Annotated in this window: 21 protein-coding genes; 4 read left to right on the top strand and 17 right to left on the bottom strand. The window is 38.8% G+C overall.

Going from position 1 to position 24,174, the window contains the following annotated elements:
* Positions 1 to 18 precede the first annotated feature (18 nt).
* From I6F43_RS18660 to I6F43_RS18640, 5 genes are all read right to left on the bottom strand, one after another.
* Positions 19 to 696 carry a tetratricopeptide repeat protein gene (locus tag I6F43_RS18660; protein WP_197103537.1) on the bottom strand — a complete coding sequence of 226 codons (678 nt, stop codon included), beginning with the start codon at positions 694 to 696 and terminating at the stop codon, positions 19 to 21.
* Complete coding sequence (locus tag I6F43_RS18655) at positions 693 to 2,612, bottom strand: pilus assembly protein N-terminal domain-containing protein (protein WP_024609061.1); 1,920 nt, start codon at positions 2,610 to 2,612, stop codon at positions 693 to 695. The genes I6F43_RS18660 and I6F43_RS18655 overlap by 4 nt, the downstream gene beginning before the upstream one ends.
* 213 nt (positions 2,613 to 2,825) lie before the next feature.
* Positions 2,826 to 3,398: a tRNA-(ms[2]io[6]A)-hydroxylase gene (locus I6F43_RS18650; protein WP_007586685.1), complete on the bottom strand. Its 573-nt coding sequence runs from the start codon at positions 3,396 to 3,398 to the stop codon at positions 2,826 to 2,828.
* A gap of 47 nt (positions 3,399 to 3,445) precedes the next feature.
* Positions 3,446 to 4,078 (bottom strand): sulfotransferase, encoded by a 633-nt coding sequence (locus tag I6F43_RS18645; protein WP_197103536.1) that lies wholly within the window; start codon positions 4,076 to 4,078, stop codon positions 3,446 to 3,448.
* A 14-nt stretch (positions 4,079 to 4,092) separates the two neighbouring features.
* Positions 4,093 to 4,464, bottom strand: a complete 372-nt coding sequence (locus I6F43_RS18640) for an MAPEG family protein (RefSeq protein ID WP_007586689.1) — start codon at positions 4,462 to 4,464, stop codon at positions 4,093 to 4,095.
* A gap of 153 nt (positions 4,465 to 4,617) precedes the next feature.
* Between I6F43_RS18640 and I6F43_RS18635 the strand changes: the two genes are divergently transcribed.
* Positions 4,618 to 5,964 (top strand): DUF2254 domain-containing protein, encoded by a 1,347-nt coding sequence (locus I6F43_RS18635; protein ID WP_165728638.1) that lies wholly within the window; start codon positions 4,618 to 4,620, stop codon positions 5,962 to 5,964.
* A 134-nt stretch (positions 5,965 to 6,098) separates the two neighbouring features.
* Here I6F43_RS18635 and I6F43_RS18630 read toward each other — a convergent pair whose 3' ends face one another.
* The 3 genes from I6F43_RS18630 to ggt form a co-directional block, all read right to left on the bottom strand.
* Positions 6,099 to 6,824: an SIMPL domain-containing protein gene (locus I6F43_RS18630; protein WP_197103535.1), complete on the bottom strand. Its 726-nt coding sequence runs from the start codon at positions 6,822 to 6,824 to the stop codon at positions 6,099 to 6,101.
* Between the two features lie 153 nt (positions 6,825 to 6,977).
* Entirely contained in the window at positions 6,978 to 8,672 is a 1,695-nt protein-coding gene (locus I6F43_RS18625; protein ID WP_197103534.1) for an NAD-dependent malic enzyme, read from the bottom strand.
* 142 nt (positions 8,673 to 8,814) lie between these two features.
* On the bottom strand, positions 8,815 to 10,593 hold the full coding sequence (gene ggt, locus I6F43_RS18620) for a gamma-glutamyltransferase (protein ID WP_197103533.1): 1,779 nt from the start codon (positions 10,591 to 10,593) through the stop codon (positions 8,815 to 8,817).
* Positions 10,594 to 10,690: 97 nt separating this feature from the next.
* Between ggt and rrtA the strand changes: the two genes are divergently transcribed.
* Complete coding sequence (gene rrtA, locus I6F43_RS18615) at positions 10,691 to 11,284, top strand: rhombosortase (RefSeq protein ID WP_197103532.1); 594 nt, start codon at positions 10,691 to 10,693, stop codon at positions 11,282 to 11,284.
* A 92-nt stretch (positions 11,285 to 11,376) separates the two neighbouring features.
* Here the strand turns inward: rrtA and I6F43_RS18610 are convergent, their stop codons facing one another.
* The 5 genes from I6F43_RS18610 to I6F43_RS18590 form a co-directional block, all read right to left on the bottom strand.
* The gene (locus I6F43_RS18610; protein ID WP_197103531.1) at positions 11,377 to 13,881 is read right to left on the bottom strand and encodes a S9 family peptidase; all 2,505 of its coding nucleotides are present in this window, start codon (positions 13,879 to 13,881) and stop codon (positions 11,377 to 11,379) included.
* 132 nt (positions 13,882 to 14,013) lie between these two features.
* Positions 14,014 to 15,177 (bottom strand): endonuclease/exonuclease/phosphatase family protein, encoded by a 1,164-nt coding sequence (locus I6F43_RS18605; protein ID WP_197103530.1) that lies wholly within the window; start codon positions 15,175 to 15,177, stop codon positions 14,014 to 14,016.
* 119 nt (positions 15,178 to 15,296) lie between these two features.
* Positions 15,297 to 16,448, bottom strand: coding sequence for a 5-(carboxyamino)imidazole ribonucleotide synthase (locus tag I6F43_RS18600; RefSeq protein ID WP_197103529.1), 1,152 nt, complete (start codon positions 16,446 to 16,448; stop codon positions 15,297 to 15,299).
* A gap of 2 nt (positions 16,449 to 16,450) precedes the next feature.
* Complete coding sequence (gene purE / locus I6F43_RS18595; RefSeq protein ID WP_197103527.1) at positions 16,451 to 16,933, bottom strand: 5-(carboxyamino)imidazole ribonucleotide mutase; 483 nt, start codon at positions 16,931 to 16,933, stop codon at positions 16,451 to 16,453.
* 161 nt (positions 16,934 to 17,094) lie between these two features.
* Positions 17,095 to 18,684, bottom strand: coding sequence for an ABC-F family ATPase (locus I6F43_RS18590; RefSeq protein WP_076915491.1), 1,590 nt, complete (start codon positions 18,682 to 18,684; stop codon positions 17,095 to 17,097).
* 638 nt (positions 18,685 to 19,322) lie between these two features.
* On the opposite strand from I6F43_RS18590, the gene I6F43_RS18585 reads away from it, so the two are divergent.
* On the top strand, positions 19,323 to 20,531 hold the full coding sequence (locus I6F43_RS18585) for a porin (protein ID WP_197103525.1): 1,209 nt from the start codon (positions 19,323 to 19,325) through the stop codon (positions 20,529 to 20,531).
* Between the two features lie 773 nt (positions 20,532 to 21,304).
* Here I6F43_RS18585 and I6F43_RS18580 read toward each other — a convergent pair.
* The 3 genes from I6F43_RS18580 to I6F43_RS18570 form a co-directional block, all read right to left on the bottom strand.
* The gene (locus I6F43_RS18580; protein WP_197103523.1) at positions 21,305 to 22,186 is read right to left on the bottom strand and encodes an alpha/beta hydrolase; all 882 of its coding nucleotides are present in this window, start codon (positions 22,184 to 22,186) and stop codon (positions 21,305 to 21,307) included.
* A 30-nt stretch (positions 22,187 to 22,216) separates the two neighbouring features.
* Positions 22,217 to 22,828 carry a MarC family protein gene (locus tag I6F43_RS18575; RefSeq protein WP_024593948.1) on the bottom strand — a complete coding sequence of 204 codons (612 nt, stop codon included), beginning with the start codon at positions 22,826 to 22,828 and terminating at the stop codon, positions 22,217 to 22,219.
* A gap of 167 nt (positions 22,829 to 22,995) precedes the next feature.
* Positions 22,996 to 23,478: a GNAT family N-acetyltransferase gene (locus tag I6F43_RS18570; RefSeq protein ID WP_197103521.1), complete on the bottom strand. Its 483-nt coding sequence runs from the start codon at positions 23,476 to 23,478 to the stop codon at positions 22,996 to 22,998.
* A gap of 107 nt (positions 23,479 to 23,585) precedes the next feature.
* Here I6F43_RS18570 and I6F43_RS18565 point away from each other — a divergent pair, with 107 nt between their 5' ends.
* Entirely contained in the window at positions 23,586 to 23,786 is a 201-nt protein-coding gene (locus I6F43_RS18565; protein WP_007586727.1) for a hypothetical protein, read from the top strand.
* 58 nt (positions 23,787 to 23,844) lie between these two features.
* Here I6F43_RS18565 and I6F43_RS18560 read toward each other — a convergent pair whose 3' ends face one another.
* Positions 23,845 to 24,039 carry a CPXCG motif-containing cysteine-rich protein gene (locus tag I6F43_RS18560; RefSeq protein WP_024593951.1) on the bottom strand — a complete coding sequence of 65 codons (195 nt, stop codon included), beginning with the start codon at positions 24,037 to 24,039 and terminating at the stop codon, positions 23,845 to 23,847.
* Between the last annotated feature and the right edge of the window lie 135 nt (positions 24,040 to 24,174).

Genomic DNA, 24,174 nt, shown 5'->3' with positions numbered 1-24,174 from the left:
AAAAAAGGCCCGAAGGCCTTAAGAATAACAATTACCTAAAACGGAGAGTTTACCGCGCCTAGCAAGTGCTTTTTTATGCGTGGGTTCTGCACGTAAAACTTGCTCATAGTAGCCACAGGCCAATAAATTATTGCTGTTAGCTTCTTCAATTAACCCTTTATGGTAAAAATAGGCGGTACTATTTAAACCAAACTTAACCGAAAGCTCTAAGTAGTTTGAAGCTATAACGTAGTTGCCCTGGGCATAATGTATAGAGGCCATTTGCAGGTATGGTGAAGCATGCGTACCAAAAACATCTACTCCGTATTGGGCAATGCTTTTTGCTTTAGCTAAATTACCTTGCTCTATTGCTAAAGTGACTCCTAAAGTAATTGCGTTTAAAGGCGGGTTAGCTTTATTAAGCAAAGTGTTTATAACCTGTTGAGACTGATTAGCACGGCCACTTTTATAAAGTACATATGCAGATATTGAAAGTATTGCCGTGTTATCGGGGTGTTCAAGCATGAGCTGATTCACCTCATGCACTAAGTTCAAACAGTTACTAGCATTTATACCTTCACACTTTAATGGTTGGGCATTTAATTGGTATTTTTTAACGATGTCACCCAGCGCGTTGTAAGGATTTACTGTTGGCTTGTAATCAATATGAGCGCAACCCGATAAAGTAAGCAGTAAAATAATATAAAATATTTTCATAGCCCTTGCTCCTGTATATAGCTAAGTACCTGGGTGTCGATATTTGCCTGTTCCCACGAACGTAATGTGTTAATTGGTTCACGCACCAGATTTGGAGTTACAACAATTATAAGCTCGCGGTTGTTTTCACTTTTGCTGGTTGTTTCACTTAACTTGCCTAGCATGCTATTGCCGTTGCCATCAGGTACAAAGTCGTGGCTTGCATTGTTATCGGTGCTAATTAAGCCACCAATAATAAGAGGCTGACCATCTTTTAAACGCGTTGACGTTTGCATGCTGCGTGTATTAAATGCACTACTGTTTAAACTGCTGCCTGTGCTTTGTGCAATTTCGGCAGTTAACGTGGTATCGGGTAGTGAAATTACTGGGTTTAGATCAAGTGTTATTCTGTCTTTGTCGTCAACCATAGCGCGTACATTTAATTCAACTCCAAATGATTTAAATTCTGTACCACTAAACACCGACCCACTACTACCTTGCTGACCGCTTGTAATGCCAGATGGGCTATAACTTGTAGGTACAGGTACTTCACCACCGACTTTAAATACGGCACTTTCGCCGGCTAAAACCGTGATTGTAGGGCGAGAAAGCGTTCGCGATATACCTTCTTGTTCAAGTAATGAAAACAACATATCAATAGCAAACTGTGAGGTTGAAAGCTGTAAGTTATTAGTTAATTGACCACCAATTAATTGCAGCGCATTTTCTATTGTTGCAGAGCCAGATTCGCGATTAGTCATACCGTCACGACCAAACAAGCCCGCTTCTTTTTCATATCCATTAGAGAGCACGCTAATATCTGGGCGCCATTGCTTTAACCTACGTTGATTTACTTCGTATAGCTGCACCGATACACGCACTTGCGGTAAATCTTCAACTTCAATACTCGACAAAACTTTACCGCCAGCCACTGAAAGCAACGTTGCTCTTGCAATGTTTGAACTTACATTACTTAAATTTAATCCTGAGGTAGCATCATTTATTAAACCGCCCGACTCGTTGGCAAGTACTTCAATACCTGAACTTTTATCCTGCGTTGCGCCGCCCATTAAATTATTAGGATCAAGAGGAGATCCCTGAGTTTGTAATGCTTGCTCTGGTTCGAATAATTTATTAATTGTATTTAATAAGCGCACTAGCTCTATCTGGTTTTTTACAGAGCCAGAAAGTAAAAACACATCGTTGTCGTCATTTGATAACTCATCAACCGAGATGCGTTTAATGGTCACTTTATCTGCGCCCATTGATTTAATCACTTCGCTAATACGCTCTTCTTTTGGCTTGGGTGCTTGAGTTACTTTTATTAAATTAATAATAGCGACTTTACTCGAGTTTTGAGAGCTGCCGCCGTTTGCGTTACCCAAGCCTTGCAAGCGTTGAGCAAGTGAATTAAACATACCTTGGTTAGGATTTGAGGTGATAACGGGTTGTGATGCTTGTGAGCTACTGGCATAAAGGTAGTTTTTTGCAGCTTCATAAGCGGCATGACGATAATTTATAGTAGGTACTTCACCACGTAATACAACAGCATGGCGATCAGGCGCTATGGTTAGCTGTACGTCAGGATGGATGTCGTTTAAGGCATTTTCTAGTACGCTGTAGTCTTCGGTTACGCCAAGTAAAAATGTTTCAGAGCTTTTATCGTCGTACCACACCATCATAGATGTACGGCCCAACTTTTTAGCTAAAATTAGTAGCTCACGGCCATTTACCACGTTCACATCAAGTGTTGTTTCGTGGCCAAGTGCAATACGAGAAATATCACGGGTAAACACAAAGCGAGTATGCGTCCATTTAACTAAGTGCGATACTTTTTGTACCCGCTCACCATTTGCATTTTCTATATAATCTAAATGACTTTCACTGCCCATAGCGGTAAAAGATATTAGTAATAGTATAAAAATAAATTTTAACATAAGCCTTTCCCTCAATTTGCTTACTGTATAGGTAGCAAGTATGAGACCAAGGGTTTTTGTATTTATAATCAGTGGATTAAGATGTATAAACGTGTTTTTTATTATTTTGATTCGCAAATTGCAAATCAACAATTCATGAAGAGGTTAACAAAGAAATAAGAGCAGAGGTGTGTGGCGCAAAGCGAGTGAAAATACGCTTTACGCTAGTTTTAATTAATGCAAAGCGGCTGTAAACGGGATGCTTTCACAGATTTTAGCTTCAGCTATAAGCAGCTCTTCTAGACGAACATCAACTTCTTCTTTTTCAAAGTATTCGTAAGCTAGTTCTACAAATAGGTTTTTATGTTTTTCTTCTGACTTAGCAATAGCAACATAAAAATCTTTTTCTTTACCTTCAGGAAGTGCTTGTGCAACTAAAGAAAAACGCTCGTGGCCACGTGCTTCAATTACACCGCCAACCAGTAATCGGTCCATTAAAAAACCATCACGACCATGTCTAAACAGTGCACGTATTTGTTTTATGTACGGATCTTTTTTGTCGTCACCTAGGTTTACATCGCGCTCTAAAAGCAATTTAAGTACTTGTTTAAAGTGTATTAATTCTTCTAGCGCTAAGTCGGTCATAGCTTTTACTAATTTACGTTTGTCTGGATAATGCGAAAGCATAGACATAGCCATACCCGATGCTTTTTTTTCTGCAGCGGCGTGATCTTGTAAAAAAGTATTAAAGTCAGCAAGGACAACTTCGGTCCATTCAAATGGGGTGTGGTATTTTAATTCAAACATGTTCTGTACAACTTAAATAATAATGCGGGGATTTTAACGTATTTGATTTAAAAAATCTTGTAAGGCAGTAATTTATCTATCCGTCCTTTAGCGGTAGATTCAACTTTTAACGGGTGTTTAATATCGTTCCACGCGGTAACTTTGCCGCCCATATTCATTTTTTCAAAATCAGTTTTATCACTTTTTAACGCTAAAAAATTGCATAGCTTTTTATAGCTATCAGGCTTTGCTATATCAATGGATAAAAAATCGTTGTCGCGGTTATTAAAATACGTTTGAGCATCATTAAAATGTTTTTTATAACAGTCTGCTAAGTAACTATCGTCGCTAATATTATTAAGCGAAAGCTCACTAAACGTATTTAAATAACAACGTTTTATATGAATATTAAAGCCCCCATCTGCACGGGTTAAATTAGTGTGCATACGCGTTAAAAGCTGTTTTATTGATACAAGCCATGCACCAAGTTCTCGCTCTAAATAAATAAACTTAGAGTGTGGGTAATGAATATCAAGCGCTTTAAAGTCATTAAATATGGGAGTGTCGGCAATCGCGTTAGCATTTTCAAAACAAGCATTAGTATATGCGGTATGCGCTGTTGTAATACCAAGCTCTAAAAATGCGTGGCACACACTAGTAGTGCCGGTACGCGGTAAACCTATTATAAATATTTTGCTCATTAACTTTTCTTTAATTAACCACGTGTTACTAGCAATACAAAGGCGCTAACAATAATCACTAAAAATGTAGTAATGGTACCAATTTGGCGATATTTCAGGCTCTTTTCTACTATGCCTAAATTTTGAAACACACGGCCTATTAATAACGCACCACCTAATATATGACAGTAATGGCTAGCAAGCCCTTGGTATTCTGCCAAAAAAAGTAAAATTAAAGCAATTGGCACGTACTCCATAAAGTTAGCGTGGGCACGCACAGCACGTTGTAGCGTTGCGTTACCATTATCACCAAGAGATATCTGCTCCGCGCGGCGCACTTTTATTACGTTAAAGCTCAAATAAATGTAAAAGAATGCAAGTAATGCAGCATAAGTTGAAATGATCACGGCGTTTTCCTGTTATTTTTATCGCATAAGCATGCGCTTTATTATTGTGGGCGTGATAATAACATATAAATTTGAGCAGCATTATCAGAAGTTTAATAAATGCCTATGCTAAGCTAAGGGTATTAAGTAAGTAGAAAATTACATAAGGATTTTATGTTTGTACCTCGCAAAGTAGCCGACAGTTACCGTGAAATGATTAACAGTATTGGCTTTTACCCTTCTATGCTTTCAGTGGGCTTTTTAGTATTTGCCATTATAACTATGTCGGTTGAATATTTAGCCCCTATTGAGCAGCTGAAATCGTTTATATCGGTTGTACTTGTTGATAGCGCCGAAAACGCGCGTACTATTTTAAGCACTTTAGCGGGGAGTATTATTTCGCTTACTGTGTTTAGTTTTTCGATGGTAATGGTGGTTTTAAATTCGGCCAGTGCGAGTTTATCGCCCCGCGTAGTGCCTGGGCTTATTACGCGTAAATCACACCAAATGGTTTTGGGCTTTTATTTAGGCAGCATAATTTACTCAATTATTATGCTTATAAACATTAATAAACTTGAAGGTGGCAGTACGGCTATTCCTTCAATTGGTGTGTTGTTTGCACTTGTTTTTGGCTTGATTTCATTAGGTTTATTTGTGTTTTTTATACATTCAATCTCTCGTGCCATTCAGGTTGATAACGTATTAAATGGCTTGTTTAGCCAAACTAAAAACGAAATTAAAACAATAATACTAAGACAACAAGAGAACCCAGTTGAAGACTTTCCAGACTTTAGCAAGTGGCATTCGGTAAGCAGTAAAACAGAGGGATATTATAAAGGCGTACATACCGATAAGCTGTGTGCCATTTTGGCAGAGCAAGATATAAAGGTTTATATCTCTGTTAACCAAGGCTATTTTACAGTTAAAGGTTACCCGTTCTTAAAATGTAATAAAGATATAGCAAACGATGAAGAGCTGATAAATAAAATTCTCGACTGCTTTATTTTTTATATAGAAGAGTACATTAGCGATCATTACCGTTATGGGTTAACGCAAATATCCGAAATTGCGGTTAAGGCAATGAGCCCGGGCATAAACGATCCCGGTACTGCGGTTAAATCAATTGATATGCTGAGTATTTTACTTATCCAACGACTTTCAATTAACGATATTAACTACTCGTTTAAGCACAGTGATAATGCCCCATTGTTATACCTTCATGAAACAAGCTTTGATGAGTTATTACACGACAACTTTACACCGCTGCGTAATTACGCCAAAGGCGATGCATACGTAATGACAAACGTGCTTGAGGCATTTAAAAACATTTTGTTTGTTGCCCATAAAGATACCGATGCACGCAACAGTTTATTTAATTATTTAAATGCAATTGTTGATGACATAAATGAACATGTAACTAATGAATACGACAGACGCGAAGTAACTAATATGCTTAACTCAATAGCGCGTATTAGCCAAGAGCAAGGTGAGAAGTTGGTGGCACGTTTTGAGCACCACTAGGGCGTGTTGAATTATTTGGATTGAAATTTGTTCAATCTAGGGGCGATTAAATCGCGGCGCGAGGTTTGTAACCTAGTGGGCTAAGTAAAAACCGAGCAACATAGAGTTAATCGTCCCTAGGAAGAACCTATATTTTAATCTATGTAGTACACAGCATAGCTTGAGGCTGTTACTTTAATCTCTCCAGCATGGTAGGCATCAGGTACATAGTTACTTGGTGCGCTATCAGCCATCATTACTTTTTCTGCGCGCATATAAGGCTGCGACTGCACATTGAGTGGACTCAGTGATGCGCTGTACAATCCTTTTAAATCAACGCCATAATCTTCACTAAACTCTTTTGCTGCATCCCGTGCATCTTTAATTGCTAACTTTTGCGCTTTTTTGTGCAGCTCGTTGTAGTTACTTGCTAAAAATTGCGTTTGATTAATTTCGTTAATACCGTTGTTAACTAAGCTTTGTAGTAATTCAGGGTATTTATTTATATCGCTAAGTTTTACAGTTAATGTACGAGAAACCTTAAAGCCTTTAAATTCTTGATTACCGGTAGTGCGGTTATATTGGCTATCACGGTTTATTGAAATTTGCCCGGCGTTTATATCTCCCTCTTTAACACCAATTTCTTTTACGAGCTTAATTGCTTTAGCGATGGTTAAGTCGGTTTTATTTTTAGCAGCAATTAAGTCTTTATCAACTTCGGTAATACCTACACTAAGCTGTACGTAATCTGGCATTGTGGTAAGAGTAGCTTCGCCTTTAACATAAATATGAGGAGCATTGGGAGTTGCAGCCGCAAGTGCATCAAAACTAAGTACGTTAAAAGCCAGTGCACTACCTAAAACAAGAGTCAGTGTATTCATTAAGTCGATCCTTTAATTTTGTAAATGCTATTAAAGACCTTACGTGGTTAATTAAATATGAACAAGCACAAAAAAACAGGCAATTGCCTGTTTTTTGTTAATAGCTGTAACTTAGCGTACAGCCTCATTTACTTTAAATTACGGGTACCGTTATTAAACACTACAACGTTTATAGTTACGGTATTTTGGTAACCAGTAATTTTTGTCGATTGCTGCCCATAACGCATCATCAGTAATCTCAAGAGCAACGCCCTCCTCGATTGCTTTTTTAGCAATGGCAAATGCAATACGCTTACTTAGCGTTTCAATTTCAGTCAGGGCTGGTAATAAACTGCCTTTACCTGTGTTTGCACGCGGCGACGACTCTGCAAGCATTTCGCTAGACACACTTAACATAGCATCTGTAATGCGTGTTGCTTTAGCTGCAATAACCCCTAAACCAATACCAGGAAAAATATAGCTATTGTTACATTGTGGGATTGGGAACGTTTCGCCATTGTGTTCAACCGGATCAAACGGGCTACCTGTTGCAACAAGCGCTTTACCGTCAGTCCACTTAATCACATCAGCAGGGTGCGCTTCTACCTGCTTAGAGGGATTACTTAATGGGAAAATAATTGGCTGTTCACAACCGGCGTGCATTGCACGAATAGCTTGCTCAGTAAACAAACCAGGTTGGCCTGAAACACCAATTAAAATGTCTGGTTGTGCACAGTGCATAACATCAAGAAGTGATGCGTATTCACCGCTGTAAGTCCAATCACTTAACGAGCCTTGCGGTTGTGCAAGTGCTTGTTGGAAATCGCGTAAGCCTTCCATCCCCTCTGAAAGTAGGCCAAAACGGTCAACCATAAATACTTGGCTACGCGCTTGAGCTTCTGTAATACCTTCAAAAACCATTTGGCTAATAATTTGTTCAGCAATACCACAACCAGCAGAACCTGCACCCACAAAAACTACTTTTTGTTGGCTTAGGGTTGAATTTTTAACGCGACACGCAGCAAGTAAAGAACCGACCGTTACAGCCGCAGTACCTTGAATGTCATCGTTAAAGCTACAAATTTCATTGCGGTAGCGCTTAAGTAACGGCATTGCATTTGGTTGTGCAAAATCTTCAAACTGAAGTAATACATTTGGCCAGCGACGTTTAACTGCTTTAATGAATAAATCTAAAAACTCATCGTATTCGTCTTGAGCAATACGCTTATGGCGTGCGCCCATGTACATAGGATCGTTTAAAAGCTTTTCGTTATTAGTACCCACATCAAGCATTACAGGCAATGTGTATGCTGGGCTTATACCACCACAAGCAGTGTAAAGTGACAATTTACCAATTGGGATACCCATGCCACCAATACCCTGATCGCCTAGGCCTAAAATACGCTCGCCATCAGTTACAACAATAACTTTTACTTTACCTTTGGTAGCGTTGCGTAAAATGTCGTCAATTTGGTAACGATCTTCATACGAAATAAATAAGCCACGCGCGCTGCGATAAATGTCTGAGAATTTTTCACAAGCATCCCCCACTGTCGGCGTGTAAATGATTGGCATCATTTCTTCAAGGTGGTCACGCACTAAACGGTAGTAAAGTGTTTCGTTGTTATCTTGAATCGCACGTAAGTAAATATGTTTATTAAGGTTGTCGGTAAAGCTAGAATACTGCTGATAACAACGCTCAACTTGCTCTTCTATTGTTTCAAAGCGAGGAGGAAGTAAACCAGCAAGATTGAAATTTTCGCGTTCTTTTTTACTAAAGGCACTGCCTTTATTTAATAGCGGTGTTTCAATTAGGCCAGGGCCAGAATGATGAATATATAAGTAGTTAGGATCAGTATTAGTTGTCATATTTCCAGGCTTTAACGGAGTCTTAAGTTATGATCTGTCATTATCAGTGTTAAAGGTTTAATTGCAACGACAATTAAGCTAGTCAGACCATTGAGAGAAAATACATGCGGGCTTCACTGCCCACATGCATATTATACATAATTTAAAATTGTATAGTGGCGTTATTATCGGTTAAATCAGATAACGCAACACCTTCACGGCGCGGATCGGCACCACCATATAAGGTATTATTTTTAACTTCAACTGCGTGTAAGCCTGAGTTTAAATCTATAATACGTACATTGTGGCCGCGTTTAGTAAGCGCAGGCGCAATGGCTTCAATGGTTGTGCCTTTTTCAAGGCTGGTGTAATCGTTACGATTTGTTGTACGCGGTAAGTTAATGGCGTCTTGCGCTGATAAATTCCAGTCAATAACACCCACAACAACTTGTGCAACGTAATCTATGATACGACTACCACCAGGTGAGCCTACAATTAAACGTAAGCTACCATCTTTATTAAATACCATTACCGGTGACATAGAGCTACGCGGGCGTTTACCAGCCTCTACACGGTTTGCTACGAGCTTACCGTTTTTACGTGGCGATAACGAAAAGTCAGTTAGTTGGTTATTTAAAATAAAGCCATTAACCATAACCGTAGAGCCAAACGCCATTTCAATTGAACTAGTCATCGAAACTGCATTACCTTTACTATCTACAATAGAGACATGCGAAGTAGAAGGTAACTCGTATGAATCATCCACTGCATAACTTAGGTATCCTACTGGATTACCGGCTACGGCTTTTTGGTCTGTTTCGGTAATTAATTTAGCGCGTGAGGCAATATAATCTTTGTTTAAGAGCTCTTGTGTAGGTACTTGCGTGAAATCGGGATCGCCCATGTACATATCGCGATCGGCAAATGCAATACGCGAAGCTTGGCTAAAGTAATGAATCGCTTTTTCGCCATTTGGTTTAAGTACGCTCATATCTTTATGCTCAAGTAGGCCAAGCATTTGTAGTACTGCTACACCGCCACTACTTGGTGGCGCCATAGAACACACGTTATAAGCACGGTATTGTATACATACCGCATCGCGTTCTTTACTTTTGTAATCGGCTAAATCTTGCACACTTAATTTACCAGGGGCTATTTTAGAGTGCTGTACAGCATTAACCATTTTTTTAGCATTTTCGCCTTTGTAAAATGCATCAATGCCCTGCTTTGCAATGTCTTTGTATAAATCAGCAAGCGGTTGATTCTTTTTAACACTACCTACTTCAATTAACTTACCATTTGGGTAAAAGTATTCGTTAATAATCGGCATACTCAATACGCCTGGGTTTAACTGGCGTGCTAATAAGCCATGTAAACGCGGCGAAATTACAAAGCCTTGCTCTGCAAGTTCAATAGCCGGTTTAAAAAGCGCTTCCCACGGCAATGTACCGTATTGTTTATGCGCGCTTGCAAAGGCATGTAAAATACCAGGTACACCAACAGAGCGTCCGCCTACTACAGCTTCAATCCATTTAACGGCTTTACCGTGCTTATCTAAAAACAGCGTTTCGTCTGCATTTGCAGGTGCTGTTTCGCGGCCATCAAAACTAGTCAATTTATTGTTTGCTTTGTTGTAGTACATCATAAATGTACCACCACCAATACCTGACGATTGCGGCTCAACTAAAGTAAGCACTAGTTGAGTAGCAATGGCAGCATCTACGGCACTGCCACCTTGGGCTAAAATTTGTTGACCGGCTCTTGAGGCATATGGATTTGCCGCAGCAACCATGTATTTATTACCCTGCACTACTTCTTTATGGATTAATCCGGTAGCGGCTTCAGGTTCGCGAGTTTCAATTTGAGTTGCTTGCTGTGCAAATGAAGGCAGCGATACTGCGCACAGTCCAATGGCAAATAATGAGTTAAGTTTAAAATGCATAAAAATACTAAAAACACTTAATTACGTAGTTGTATTTGGCATCTTAAAGTTAAACGGGCACAATATGCAAAAATTTTGACTAAAAAAATATAATAAAATGCTTAATTTACCTATTCAACCTCGTTATATATTACCGCCTATTATTCTGCTGCTTTTTAGTACCATTTTTGCTGCATTTGATTTAAATAATTTACTTGAATTTAACCGAAGTCTAATTGATGAAGGTGAACTATGGCGAATCTTTTCAAGCCAATTTGTTCATGCTAATTGGGCTCATTTGGGATTAAATGCCAGTGGTGTTTTATTAATATGGCTTTTACATGGCGAATACACATCACCTACTCGCTACGCTTTTAATACAACTGCGCTAGCACTGTGGTGTGGACTCGGCGTGTATTGGTTTTGCCCAAGCATACATATTTATACCGGATTAAGTGCCCTACTACATGGTGTAATTATTTGGGGTGCAGTAAAAGATATAACTGTAGGGCTCAAATCGGGTTATTTATTATTCATAGGCGTATGGATTAAAATAGGGTTTGAACAATTTAGCGGCCCTAATGCTGATATAGGAAAGCTTATTAACTCCACTGTGGCTATTGATGCACATTTAATTGGTGTTATTGGCGGGACTCTGCTTGCCATACCATTGGTTATAGAGCTCTTTAAAAAGAACTTTAAAAAGAAATAATAAAGTTAGATTTTGTTCAATCCAATAAAAATGCCGCATTAGTTAAACAAACTAATGCGGCGTTTTTGTTTTTATACTTTAAGAGTTAAAGATTAAAGTGTTTCTTTAAATAACTTATGAATACGGCGGTATTCGTCTAACCAGCTTGAAGGCTGTACAAAACCATGTGGTTCAACAGGAAATATAGCTGTTTCAAAGTTTTGTTTTTCAAGCTCTATTAAGCGCTGCACTAAACGCACTGAATCTTGAAAAAACACGTTATCGTCAACCATTGGTGAGTTAATTAATAAACGCTTGTTTAAACCCTCAGCATAATAAATTGGCGAGCTGCGCTCATACGCAATCGGGTCAACATCAGGGTGGTTTAATATATTAGCCGTATAACCTGTGTTGTAATGCGCCCAATCGGTAACAGGTCTAAGTGCGGCACCCGATTGAAATAACTCAGGCGCGGTAAACAATGCCATAAAGGTCATAAAGCCGCCGTAAGAGCCACCATAAGTGCCTACGGCTTTGGTATCAACGTTGGCATTTTGCGCCATCCATTTAACGCCATCGGCTAAATCTTGTGTTTCAGGTGTGCCCATTTGACGATAAATCGCGGTGCGCCAATCACGGCCGTAACCTTTAGATGCGCGGTAATCCATATCCATTACTATGTAACCTTCATCAGCGAGCAATGAATGGAACATAAATTCACGAAAATAAACCGAAAAACCCATGTGTGAATTTTGTAAGTAACCTGCGCCGTGGTTAAAAATAACCGCTTTACGGTTTTTGCCTACTTCACCCTCAACGTAATCTGCTGGATAATATACTTTTGCATATATTGGTTGATCAGTATGGCTCGATGGTACGGCAACAATTTTAGGGGCTGTTAGCTTTTTAGCTAAAAACTCATCCGACACAGTATGCGTTAAGCGCGTTGCTTTTGTATTGGCTTTAGCATCTGCTACGTAAAGCTCATTAGGCATGGTAATTGTAGAGTGCTTAAGGAGTAACTTATTTTCATCTGGGCTTAACGTGTAGTCAGTCATGCCGTTTAAGTCAGTAATTTGCTCGCTATTACCTGTTTGCGGGTTAACGCGGTAAATTTCGTAAAGCCCTGGATGCTCAACATTCGCTTTGTAATAAATTGCGCTGTCGTCGCTGGTAAGCGTTAAGTTAGAAACCTCAAATTGGCCTTGTGTTAGTGCGATTGCACTACCATTTACAGGCTTTTTATAAAGCTGGCTGTAACCTGACTCTTCCGATAGGTAATAAAGCGTGTTTGAGTTATGTAACCACCCAAAGTCGTTAAATGCGTAAGCAATCCATGCATCGTCATGCAGGCGATGTTGCGACACAAGTTTGTTGTTTTTAAAATCTACCGTTGCAAGCCAGCGGTCTTTGTTGTCCCACGCTTCAAGCATTACAGCTACTTGTGAGCCATCGTCGTTCCATACTATTGGGCTTTGCTCAAAACCCCAGTCCATAATAAGGTTAATACCACGAGGTGCCTTTTTAGACTTATATGTTTTACCATCACGTGCATAATTTTCTTTTTTAACTGCGGCTAAAACATCTTCGTCAAAGCCCGGTAAGGTATTAAAGCTAAGTGATGTTTGCTCTTTGTTAGTTAAATTGATGTAGACAAGCTTTGAGGTTTCTTCTTTAGCGTCGGCTACACGGCGGCGTGCTTTTTTAGGTTCTATAGTGGCGTCATTTGTAATGTAGTTGGGCATAATATCGCCATCACCACGCCAGTCTGTTTGCTTTTGTACAACGACTAACAGCGCATCACCATTTGGCGAAAGCTGCGCTTCTGCAACGGTATTTCCTTCGCCTAAGTAATAAGCTGTGTTAGCAATTGAATCGTTTTGTTCATTAATTTGCTCACTGCGAGCTTGCTTATCTTTTTTATTTTTTTGTTGAAGCGCCACAAATTTAATCAATTTATGCTGCTCTTTAGCAATATACGTGCTTGGCTCTTCAATACCTTTTGGCTCATCAGCAAGTTTTAAGTTAGCAAGCTCGCTCGTTAAGCCTGTTTTTAAATCAACTTTAAAAAATACATTGCCTTGGCGGTAAACTAAATCGCCATTATTTAAAAATTGTGGCTTTGACTCGCCCGCTGATGTAGCTGTAATTTGTTTAAGTTCGCCGGTTTTTAGGTTTTTAACAAATACATTGCCTTTAAATGTGTAGGCCGCCATTGTTTTATTTTTAGAATAAACGGCTTTATTTGAACCCACAGTATGAAGTTTATTAAGAGCTACTTGCTCTGCTGTTTGGCTAGTAACCGATTGGCTAAATAAATCGCGTAGTGCATTACCCTGCTCTTTTTGAGCATAAATAATAGTAGCCGAATCGCTCGCCCAGTAAGCACCCTCTGGCTGATTACCCATCCAATCCGGATCGGCCATTGCTTGTTCTAGCGTTATTTTTTGTGAGCCGATATCTGCTGGCGTGTTTACAACCGCAGCAATTTTAGTTGCTGGTAATGCACTTTGCTGTGTTGAAGAGGTGTTAGCGGTAGCGCTACAACCTGCAAGCATGACACTTGAGGCAACAGCTAAGGCCACTAACGTTTTAGATGAAGAAAGATTAAAAATCATAGTGCTTCTATACGGTTATTATAATTAAGCCGTATTTAAGCAGAAGCACTCAAGTTATTGCAATTTTTTAAGATAAATAGCCATTAAACAGGGTAAAGCTCAGTTTACTAACGCCCCCTTTATTAGTGGACGTTATTCAACGATTAAATCAAGCCACACCAGTCGATGATCGCTCGATGCGTTTCTGTCTTTAATTAAACGATATTCACTACTCGTTTTAGTAGGCCAAAATACACCACCGTCCTTAATTTTTAAGCCATAGTTTGACGGTAGTACGTAATCAACACGCGCTTGCCAATTAGCACTGTAATTTTGTGCATAAGGCACGTCATACTGCTCTTTAGCGCCTTCACTTTTTGGAACAAATTGAGCGTTAATAAGTGGATTTTTAAGTAGTTGATCTGTGGTGTTTGTACGGGCTTTATCACCCTCAGGGGCGGCATTTAAATCCCCTAAGATAACAAAACGAGAGTAAGTTTTTAAACCGCCTTTTTCGCCTTTATCATCGTAAATATACTTAGCGTTTGAAACGTAATCGGCAATTAGCCTTACTTCATCATGGTTACGCTTGCCGTTTCTATCCTCTTTACCGTCAAATACAGGCGGTGTTGGGTGAGATGCAATAACATGAATGGTTTTATCGTTTACGTTAATAGGTAAATCCCAAAACGATTTAGAGCTGAGTCTAAGCGCTTGCCATTCTTGTGCGTTATACCAGTTTTCACCTGTTTTAGGCATCACTGGCATTAGTGCATTTGGCATGTCTTTATATTTAAAGGTTTGAAGGGTTCTTACTTTATCAAAATCGATTGGGTATTTTGACAAAATAGCCATACCGTAATGCCCTTCAAAAAAGCCAAAACCTTGTGCATCGCCCATCACGCCATTTTTCTTGCCATCGTTATCTAAATCAAACTCGGTGGCAAGCCCTGTATTTACCGGAGCAATGTAAGAGTAAGGGTAGTTAATAGCGTCTTGTTTTTGCTGACCTATATTTAAAAAGTGCTCATTAAAGTATTCAATGCCCTGCTCTTTTGGGATGTAATCAAATTCGTTAAGTAAAATAATATCAGGGCGAACTCGTTGAATAATTTCCGCTATGTTCTTAATTTGCTGGTGGTTTGCTTTAAGTGCATTAACTAAAGCATCACTTTTAACTTGCTCACCTTTAGGCGTGTGATTCGTCGCATCCATACTTACATTAAAAGTAGCAACACGAAGAGAGTCTGATGCAAATGCATTTAAGCTAAATAATGTAGCAATGGCTAGGGCGCCATATATTGTTTTTAGTTTCATTGTTTTACTTCACAAATTTAAAATTAGACTTTAACAGTATTACATATTCAAAAGCTTTTTTTATGACAAAAAAATACCGGCTCAAGCCGGTATTAACAAATTAATTCTATAATTAGAAATTATTGGCTTAGTATTAAATTTGCCGCCGCTTTTAAAATACCTGGATAATCTTGCTCAGGTAGATATTCAGTAAGCTCACCTAATTTATCTGCTAGATCGTTCATGCTAGTGGCCGATACGTTTATATGGCCCATTTTACGACCTGGTTTTGCAGTTTTACCGTACCAGTGGCTAGTCACATCTGCATATTTTAGTACGTCAGCTGGGATATTAGGTTGCCCTAGTACGTTTATCATCGCGGTAATGTGTTTAAGCTCTGTATTGCCAAGCGGCAAACCTGCAACAGCACGCATGTGGTTTTCAAACTGTGAGCAATGGCAGCCTTGTTGCGTCCAGTGGCCTGAGTTATGTACACGCGGTGCAATTTCGTTAACGAGTAACGTGCCTTGTACATCAAAAAACTCAATTGCTAATACGCCAACGTAGTTAAGCTCGTTTGCTATTTTTGTAAATGCATCGTTTGCTTGCGCTTCAACGTTGTGATTATTTTTACCGGCAATAGAAAGCGTTAATACACCATTTGTGTGCTCGTTTTCTGTTAGCGGATAAATAGCAACGTTACCGTATTTATCGCGCGCACCAATAATAGATACTTCACGATCAAACGGGATCATTTTTTCAGCAATAATTGTATGTGGCGCAAGCTCGGTGCCCGATGCAATAAAATCAGCCATTTGTGACCAAATTTCGTCTATTTGACTATCCGATTTTAAACGCCATTGGCCTTTTCCATCGTAACCCGCTTGGCATGTTTTAATAACAAGTGGCTTGCCGAGGATTTTAACTGCGTGTTCAAGATGCGCTTTTTCAGTAATTAATTGATACGGCGCACAAGTTACGTTTGTTTTATCAAGCAATGCTTTTTCAAGCGAGCGATCGCCACCGGTTTTAATAGCGGCTTTCCCTGGGTAGAACTTATTGCTGTTACAGCAAAGTGTTAGTACGTCATCAGGAATGTGCTCAAACTCTGCAGTAATTGCATCAGCGTTTAATATTGCTTGCTCAAGTGACGTGCTATAAACCTCACCAGTTAGCGGATGCTTAATTTGCTTGCTGCCTACATCGTATGCAACCACGTTTAAATTAAGCGGCGCGCCTGCAAGACTCATCATACGTGCAAGTTGCCCTGCACCTAATATTAAAATATTCATTATTACTCTGCAGGGTTTGGATTAGCTAATATAGTGTCGGTTTGAGCTTTACGAAACGCTTCAATTTTTGCAAAAATTTCTGGATTTTGACACCCTAAAATTTGTGCGGCTAGTAAACCTGCGTTTGCTGCGCCCGGCTCACCAATTGCAAGTGTGCCCACTGCAACGCCTTTAGGCATTTGGCAAATAGATAAAAGTGAATCAACACCATTTAATGCTTTTGATTTTACAGGCACGCCCAGTACAGGAAGCGACGTAAAAGCAGCAGCCATACCTGGTAAATGAGCCGCGCCGCCAGCGCCAGCAATAATAACTTTAATACCGCGTTCTGCGGCTGAACTTGCGTAATCAGCAAGTAATTGAGGAGTGCGGTGTGCAGACACGACTTTAGTTTCGTAGTTAATGCCAAAATGTTCAAGCATAAGTGCTGCATGTTCCATGGTTGGCCAATCTGATTTAGAACCCATAATAATGCCAACAGTCATAAATACTCCTCAGTAATGTATTTTTAAAATAGCGGACTTATGTCCTGTTTAAGCCGGGTATTATACCCAAAGCCATATTAATTGCGACTAATACAAAGCCACAAAAACAAAAAAAGCCATGTTTAAACATGGCTTTTTAGGGTTAACGGGTAAATAGCTAATTAAGCTTCTTTACTCGCTAGGTATTCTGCGTAGTTGCCTCTAAAGTCAATGATTTTACCATCTTTAACTTCCCAAATTCGGGTAGCTACCGATGATACAAATTGACGATCGTGCGATACAAACATTAATGTACCTTCGTAGGCTTCAAGTGCTAAGTTAAGCGCTTCAATAGATTCCATATCCATGTGGTTTGTTGGCTCATCCATTAGCAATATGTTTGGTTTATGCATCATAATTTTACCAAACAGCATGCGGCCTTGCTCACCACCTGAAATTACTTTAACTGACTTTTTAATATCGTTTTGAGAGAACAACATACGACCTAAGAAGCTGCGAACCACTTGTTCGTCGTCGCCTTCTTGTTGCCATTGCTCCATCCACTGAAACAAGTTCATGTCGGTTGCAAACTCATCTGCGTGATCTTGCGCGTAGTAACCAATGTTCGCGTTTTCAGAAAACTTAAACTCACCGGCTTTAGGAGCTAAGCGCCCTGCTAATGTATTAAGTAATGTTGTTTTACCAACACCATTTTCACCAATAATAGCAATACGCTCGCCAACTTCTACTAAACCCTCAAGCCCAGAGAACAACGTGTTGTCGTCAAAACCTTGCGTTAGGTTATTCATTTCAAGCGCGTTTCTGAATAACTGCTTTTCTTGGTCGAAACGAATAAACGGCGTTTGACGTGAAGACGCTTTAACTTCGTCTAACTGAATTTTGTCGATACGTTTCGCGCGCGATGTTGCTTGCTTAGCTTTAGATGCGTTAGCAGAGAAACGTGATACAAACTGTTGAAGTTCAGCAATTTGGTTTTTCTTTTTCGCATTTTCGCTAAGTAGTTGCTCACGTGCTTGCGTTGCTGCAAACATGTATTCGTCGTAGTTACCTGAGTAAATACGTAGCTCACCGTAGTCAATGTCGGCCATGTGAGTACACACAGAGTTTAAAAAGTGACGGTCATGCGAGATGATTATCATGGTACAGTCGCGTTGGTTTAACACGTCTTCTAACCACTTGATGGTGTAAATATCCAAGTTATTGGTAGGCTCATCAAGTAGCATTATGTCTGGGTCTGAAAACAACACTTGTGCAAGTAGCACGCGTAGTTTAAAACCAGGTGCAATTTCTGACATTGGACCAAAGTGTTGATCTGTGCCAATACCTACGCCTAATAAAAGCTCGCCTGCTTTAGATTCAGCAGAGTAACCATCCATTTCGGCAAATTCAGTTTCAAGATCGGCTACTTTCATACCGTCGTCTTCACTCATTTCTGGTAAAGAGTAAATACGGTCGCGTTCTTGTTTAATTTTCCACAACTCTTTGTGACCCATGATCACAGTATCAATTACTGAGTATTCTTCGTAGGCAAACTGGTCTTGGTTTAGTTTAGCAACGCGTTCATTAGGATCAGTACTAACATTACCTGAAGACGCTTCAAGCTCACCACTTAAAATTTTCATAAATGTTGATTTACCACAACCATTTGCACCGATTAAACCGTAACGGTTTCCATCGCCAAATTTTGCTGAGATATTTTCAAATAATGGTTTAGCACCAAATTGCATGGTGACATTAGCTGTACTAATAATAGCGCTACCCTCCAAGGGAGTATGGATGTAATTAAATTGCGCGCAGTTTAAACCAAAACCGCCTGTTTTTCTATGAAAGTTTAAAGGCAAACTAACGCGTTTTAGCCATTTATAAGCACTGTATAGTGGGTTACTCAAATAACAGATTAAATTAAATGGTTTTGTAAATTTTTATTCAGCTTACACAAGTAAAAATTCATCAATATATTCACTTTAATACGTCTAGGGAGTTTAGAATTACGTATACTGAATTAGAGTAAAAACACTTTTAACGTGTTTGTGTGTTTACTTAACTCATTTTTGTACACGCAGTAACAATAAAAAGTTATATTTATGAAAATAAAGCACTTTTAGAGCTTTTGCACTAGTCGCTATTTTTTGAACAAGATGAAATTAATTCAAATTAAATTTTTAACACACCACAAATTTACCATCCTATTTACCTATATATTCAATATAAAAACAAACTTCTGCAACACCTGAAAAACAAAATTAACCTCTAGTGAATATCAATAGAATTTGCTTGTCAATTTTGTTGAGTATTTTTCACTTTTGAGCTCTTTATTGCTTTGTTAGTCTTCAAATCTGAATTTTTACCTACGTAAAAACACTGAAATTTACACAGGGCAACACACAAGATGAGCAAAAAATTAGCGACACTGATTAGCGCAAGTATTGTATTAGCACCCGCTGTTTCGGCGGTAGAGTTATACAAAGATGATAAAAACACTCTAAAAGTAGGTGGATATCTTGATGTGCGTGTAATTAACACACAAAACGAAACCGAAGTTGTTAACGGTACTTCGCGCATTAACTTTGGCTTTACCCGAAAGCTCAAGAAAGACTGGACTGCCCTTGCACTCGTAGAATGGGGTGTAAACCCTGTTGGCAGCAGCGATATAATTTATAACAATCGTTTTGAATCAATTCAGGACGAGTTTTTGTATAACCGTTTAGGTTACGCAGGCCTTTCACACGAAAAGTACGGTCAACTTACCATTGGTAAACAATGGGGTGCATGGTACGACGTAGTTTATGGCACAAATAATAGCTTTGTATGGGATGGTAATGCAGCTGGCGTTTACACCTATAACAAAGACGATGGCGCTGTAAATGGCACTGGCCGTGGTGATAAGTTAGTGCAGTACCGCAATAGCTATAACGATTTTAGTTTTGCAGTACAAGCACAGCTTAAAAACAGCGAATTTTATACCTGTGACGTAACCGACATTTCAGAAGAAGAATGCGAAACGCTATGGAACTCTGGCGATAGTGCAGCCCAAGAAGTTGAATTTAACTACACATTTGGTGCGTCTGTAACTTATACCCCAACTGACATGCTAACACTTACAGCCGGTGTTAACCGTGGTGAGTTTGATTTAACGTTTGGCGATGGTTCTACTCGCAATGTTGAAGATTTAATTTACGGTGCAGGCATTATGTGGGGCAACATTGATAAGCCCGGCCTTTATGTTGCTGCCAACATAAATAAAAACAAAAACCACGACACCGATAATATTGGTCGCTTAATTGATGACGCAATAGGTATAGAAACATTTGCATCTTACCGCTTTGATAACGATTTTCGCCCTTTTATTGCCTACAACGTGTTTGATGCCGGTGATGACTACGTAATTCAGCCAAACTTTAACGCCGATCCAGACGATATATTTAAGCGTCAGTTTGCTGTTATTGGCCTTCACTACTTAATTGACGAAGACACTATTGCCTACGTAGAAGCGCGTAAAGACTTTAGTGACTTTGAAAGTGATAACGACGATCAACAAGCACAAATGGAGCAGTCGGAAGATGACGGTATAGCATTTGGTTTTAGATATAAGTTCTAAATATAAGTTCTAAATATAAGCTCTAAATATAAGCTCTAAATATAAGTTTAAAAACGACTACAACTTCCCTAAGCACAACCCTTTTAGCCCTTTTAACTTTTTTAACTGGGCTTTTTTTATTTCGCCATGCTTTGTTGAATATTTGGTTTTGCATTTAAGGCTATTTCAACAAATGCATTAACAGCCGCACTGGTATTGTTTTTTTAATGTGTAATACCATCAACTCACGATGCCCCTATTTTTTACGTCTACCGTTTGCTGCCCAATACAATGAACGAGCAAAATTTTAACGAATCACAAATAGGTTAACTACTCGCATCTATATCTTTATTGGCTGAAGTTACCGTAGACTTGATTATTTGCACTACCTCCCTGATTACTTTTTTTCAATTTGACTCTATTGCTAAGCTTAGCATTATAATAAAATTAAGTATGATGTGTTCTTTCACTGTAAAGCCACCAGCTTAGTTATATTAATTGCATTCAGAGTATATAAAGATGGTGAAACTATATTGAAATTGCAAAGTGCTTGCACTGATTATTGCTGATCACATATGCTCATAGGTACTGCCTGTATTCTAACTCAACACCTACGTGCTGTATATAAACACAGTGTGCGTATTTACTGTGTAAAAATAAATTAAAACATCTCCCTTTGTAAGTCGTTAATAACATTAAACTAAGTAAAGTGCTATGAAGCTGATTCGTTATCATAAATAGTTAAAACACCGGTAACTGTATATGCATACAGCCACCGGTTAAACCTATCTAACCTACTTTTTAATAAACTTACTATAACCAGCTAATGCCTTTGATACACTCAATGTTGGATTATCTGAATGCTCAGCACCTTCGTTTATAGCGCTTTGCCACACAAGGTTATTATTAGGATTTGCTGTTAAAGCAGACTCTAAATTATCAAACGCTTTTAACATTAACGGATGCTCTGCTCCACCCACCGAAAGGTATAAATAAGTAGGCGACTTAATTTTATTTGCTTGAGTAGTTAAAAATGCTTCTACATTATTAACCACTGTCATATCGTCATACCAAGCCGCTGGGCTAAATGCAAAGTAGCCATTAAACAGTTCAGGCCTTGTATGCAGTGCATAAAGTACAAAGCTGCCACCGGCCGAAAAACCACTTAATACGCGGTTATTACTAAGCTTATATTTTGCTGATAAATAAGGGAATAACTCAGTTTCAATAAACGCTAAAAACTTGTCGGCTTCACCATTTGGCTCTATAAGTGTTTCTCCCTCTGGTCGCGCTTGTGTATTTACATCTTGGCGAGCATAAGGAGGCACTAAATCGCGATTACGTGTATCTGTAAAAAATAAATTAGGAATAGACACCAATATAGCCTTATCCCCTTTTTCGTTCTTAGCTTGTTTTGTAAGTGCTTTATCCCATGTATCTAAATTAAAGTTTCCATCGGTTTTAATAATTAACGGATACGCTTTTTTAGGATTGTAATTAGCAGGTAATCTTATAAACACTTTGCGCGACTCATCAAGCACGCTTGAGTTAATTGTTACATCTGTATAAGCCGATACATAATGGTTGTAATAACGTATGGCTAAAATACCGATAGCAAAAATTACTACGGCTAAACTTAAATTAATAAAATAGTGTTTTGTTATTTTTATTGCCATGCGGCATTCCTTTAAATGTTTAGGAGTTATTTAATCGAGCTTAACCCATTGTTTTATTTCAAGCGCGGTCATAATAAGCTCAACCGAAAACGCGGCTAAAATCATCCCCATCACACGCGTTAAAATAGACGCGCCGCCAGTACCAATAAGCTTAATTATTTTACCCGAAAGCAGCAATAGTATTAATGTAATACCCAACACACCAAGTGTAACAAGCGCTGTGCCTATTTGTGTGGTAATTGGGTGTATGTGGTTATCGGTAAGTAGTATCACCGCCAAAATAGCGCCTGGAGTTGCTGTTGCAGGTATAGCTAGCGGAAACACTGCTATATCGTGATCGGGGTCTTGTTTAGCTTTGTTAGAATCGTTTCCAAATATCATTTGCAGGCCAAACAAAAACAATATAATTCCGCCCCCTAACTGAAACGACACCAACCTAATTCCCATCGCATTAAGTATTAGCTGCCCTATTAAAATAGAACCCAATAGTACGCAACCAGCGTAAAGCACCGTTTTAAAGGCTGTTTTACGACGTTGTTGATCTGTTAAATGAGAAGTAAGCGCAGCAAACAGCGCCATAGTGCCTATGGGGTCAATGGTTGCCCAAATAACAAGCGCATCTTGAGATAGTTTTTCTAGCATATAAAATCCTTGTTAAGCGTAAATATTTAATAAAACACGGGTAACAAATTCATTTGCTTACGCTTAACTATAATAGAAAGCCGTTATCTTTTGTATTTTATTTACACTTGGAGGCGTTGACCTTTCAGGATTGAAAAAAGATAAGCACTTATAATTGCCGTCATTCGTTAAAGTGATTTATGCCAAATAGAATTTTCTCTTAAACTAAAACCTAACTTAATAAGTAAATTATGTGAACGTGCATTGTGTGCACTCACCTCAGCCGATAAATGTTTAAGCGGAATATCCTTAAGTAGCGTTTCAATAAAACCGGTGACTACTTCAAACATTACGCCTTTATCCCAAAAGTCGGGGTGCAGCTCAAATCCTATAAACGCACTACTTTTACACGGTGTTAAATTATAAAGCCCACAAGTACCCATTAACTTTCCAGATGTATTATGTTCAATTGCAACTCTAATCACTTCGCCTTCGTAATAGGCACTAATATCATCTTGTATTAATTGTTTGATTTGTGTTTTGCTGAGCGGTGTTTCGTAGTCGTTAAATTCTGACACATGCGGGTGGTTTAAAATATTAAATAAACACGCAGCGTGTTTGTGGGTAATTAAACGCAGCGTAACGCGTTCAAGCTTTGTGGTATTAAACATTTTATTTAAGTGGTTAGTTAAATTAGCTCTTTATGGGCAGGCATTATTAACTTACCATACCCCATTAACAAGCATTATCTTTAAAGCAAAAAGAGTAAGAGAACGTAATGAGTGACGATTTTCAAGTAATACAACCCACTACCACAGTATATTGCCCAAAGCGCGGCGAAGGCTGGACCTTAACAGGCATTACTAATATTAACGAGTTTACCTCAGTAATGTTTGACGGCACACGTTACACACTTCCAGCACGCGAAATAGTAGAAGAACTTCTCCCTAACCAACTAGCGCGAGAACAAAATAGCTAACCAAACACATACGCATTAAAAAGGCTGCAAAATTGCAGCCTCATATCTAATTAACTCATTAAAACGCTTCGTCTTCACTGTAAACATTAACGTTTAACTCATCTTCATCTTCAAATACTACAAACGAAATAGGCTTACAGCATACTTGGCAGTCTTCTATGTATTGCTCATCAATATCTGCTGCATCAAGTAATACTTCTATACTTTCGCCGCAATAAGGGCAGCTTATTGATTTTTCAGTTAACTGGTTCATTTATCACCTGCTAATTTATATCTCGAATGTTGTCACTTTAATGAACAAGCCAGCATAATTCAACACCCCATTAAATGACGCTTATATGGCTAAACTAATTAAACCATGCTGCTCACTTATAAAGTGATCTAACGA

It is taken from the genome of Pseudoalteromonas sp. NZS71_1, from assembly GCF_015864305.1.
GTDB lineage: Bacteria > Pseudomonadota > Gammaproteobacteria > Enterobacterales > Alteromonadaceae > Pseudoalteromonas > Pseudoalteromonas arctica.
Note: the sequence above shows the minus strand (reverse complement) of the source record. Positions and strands in the feature narration are given on the sequence as shown.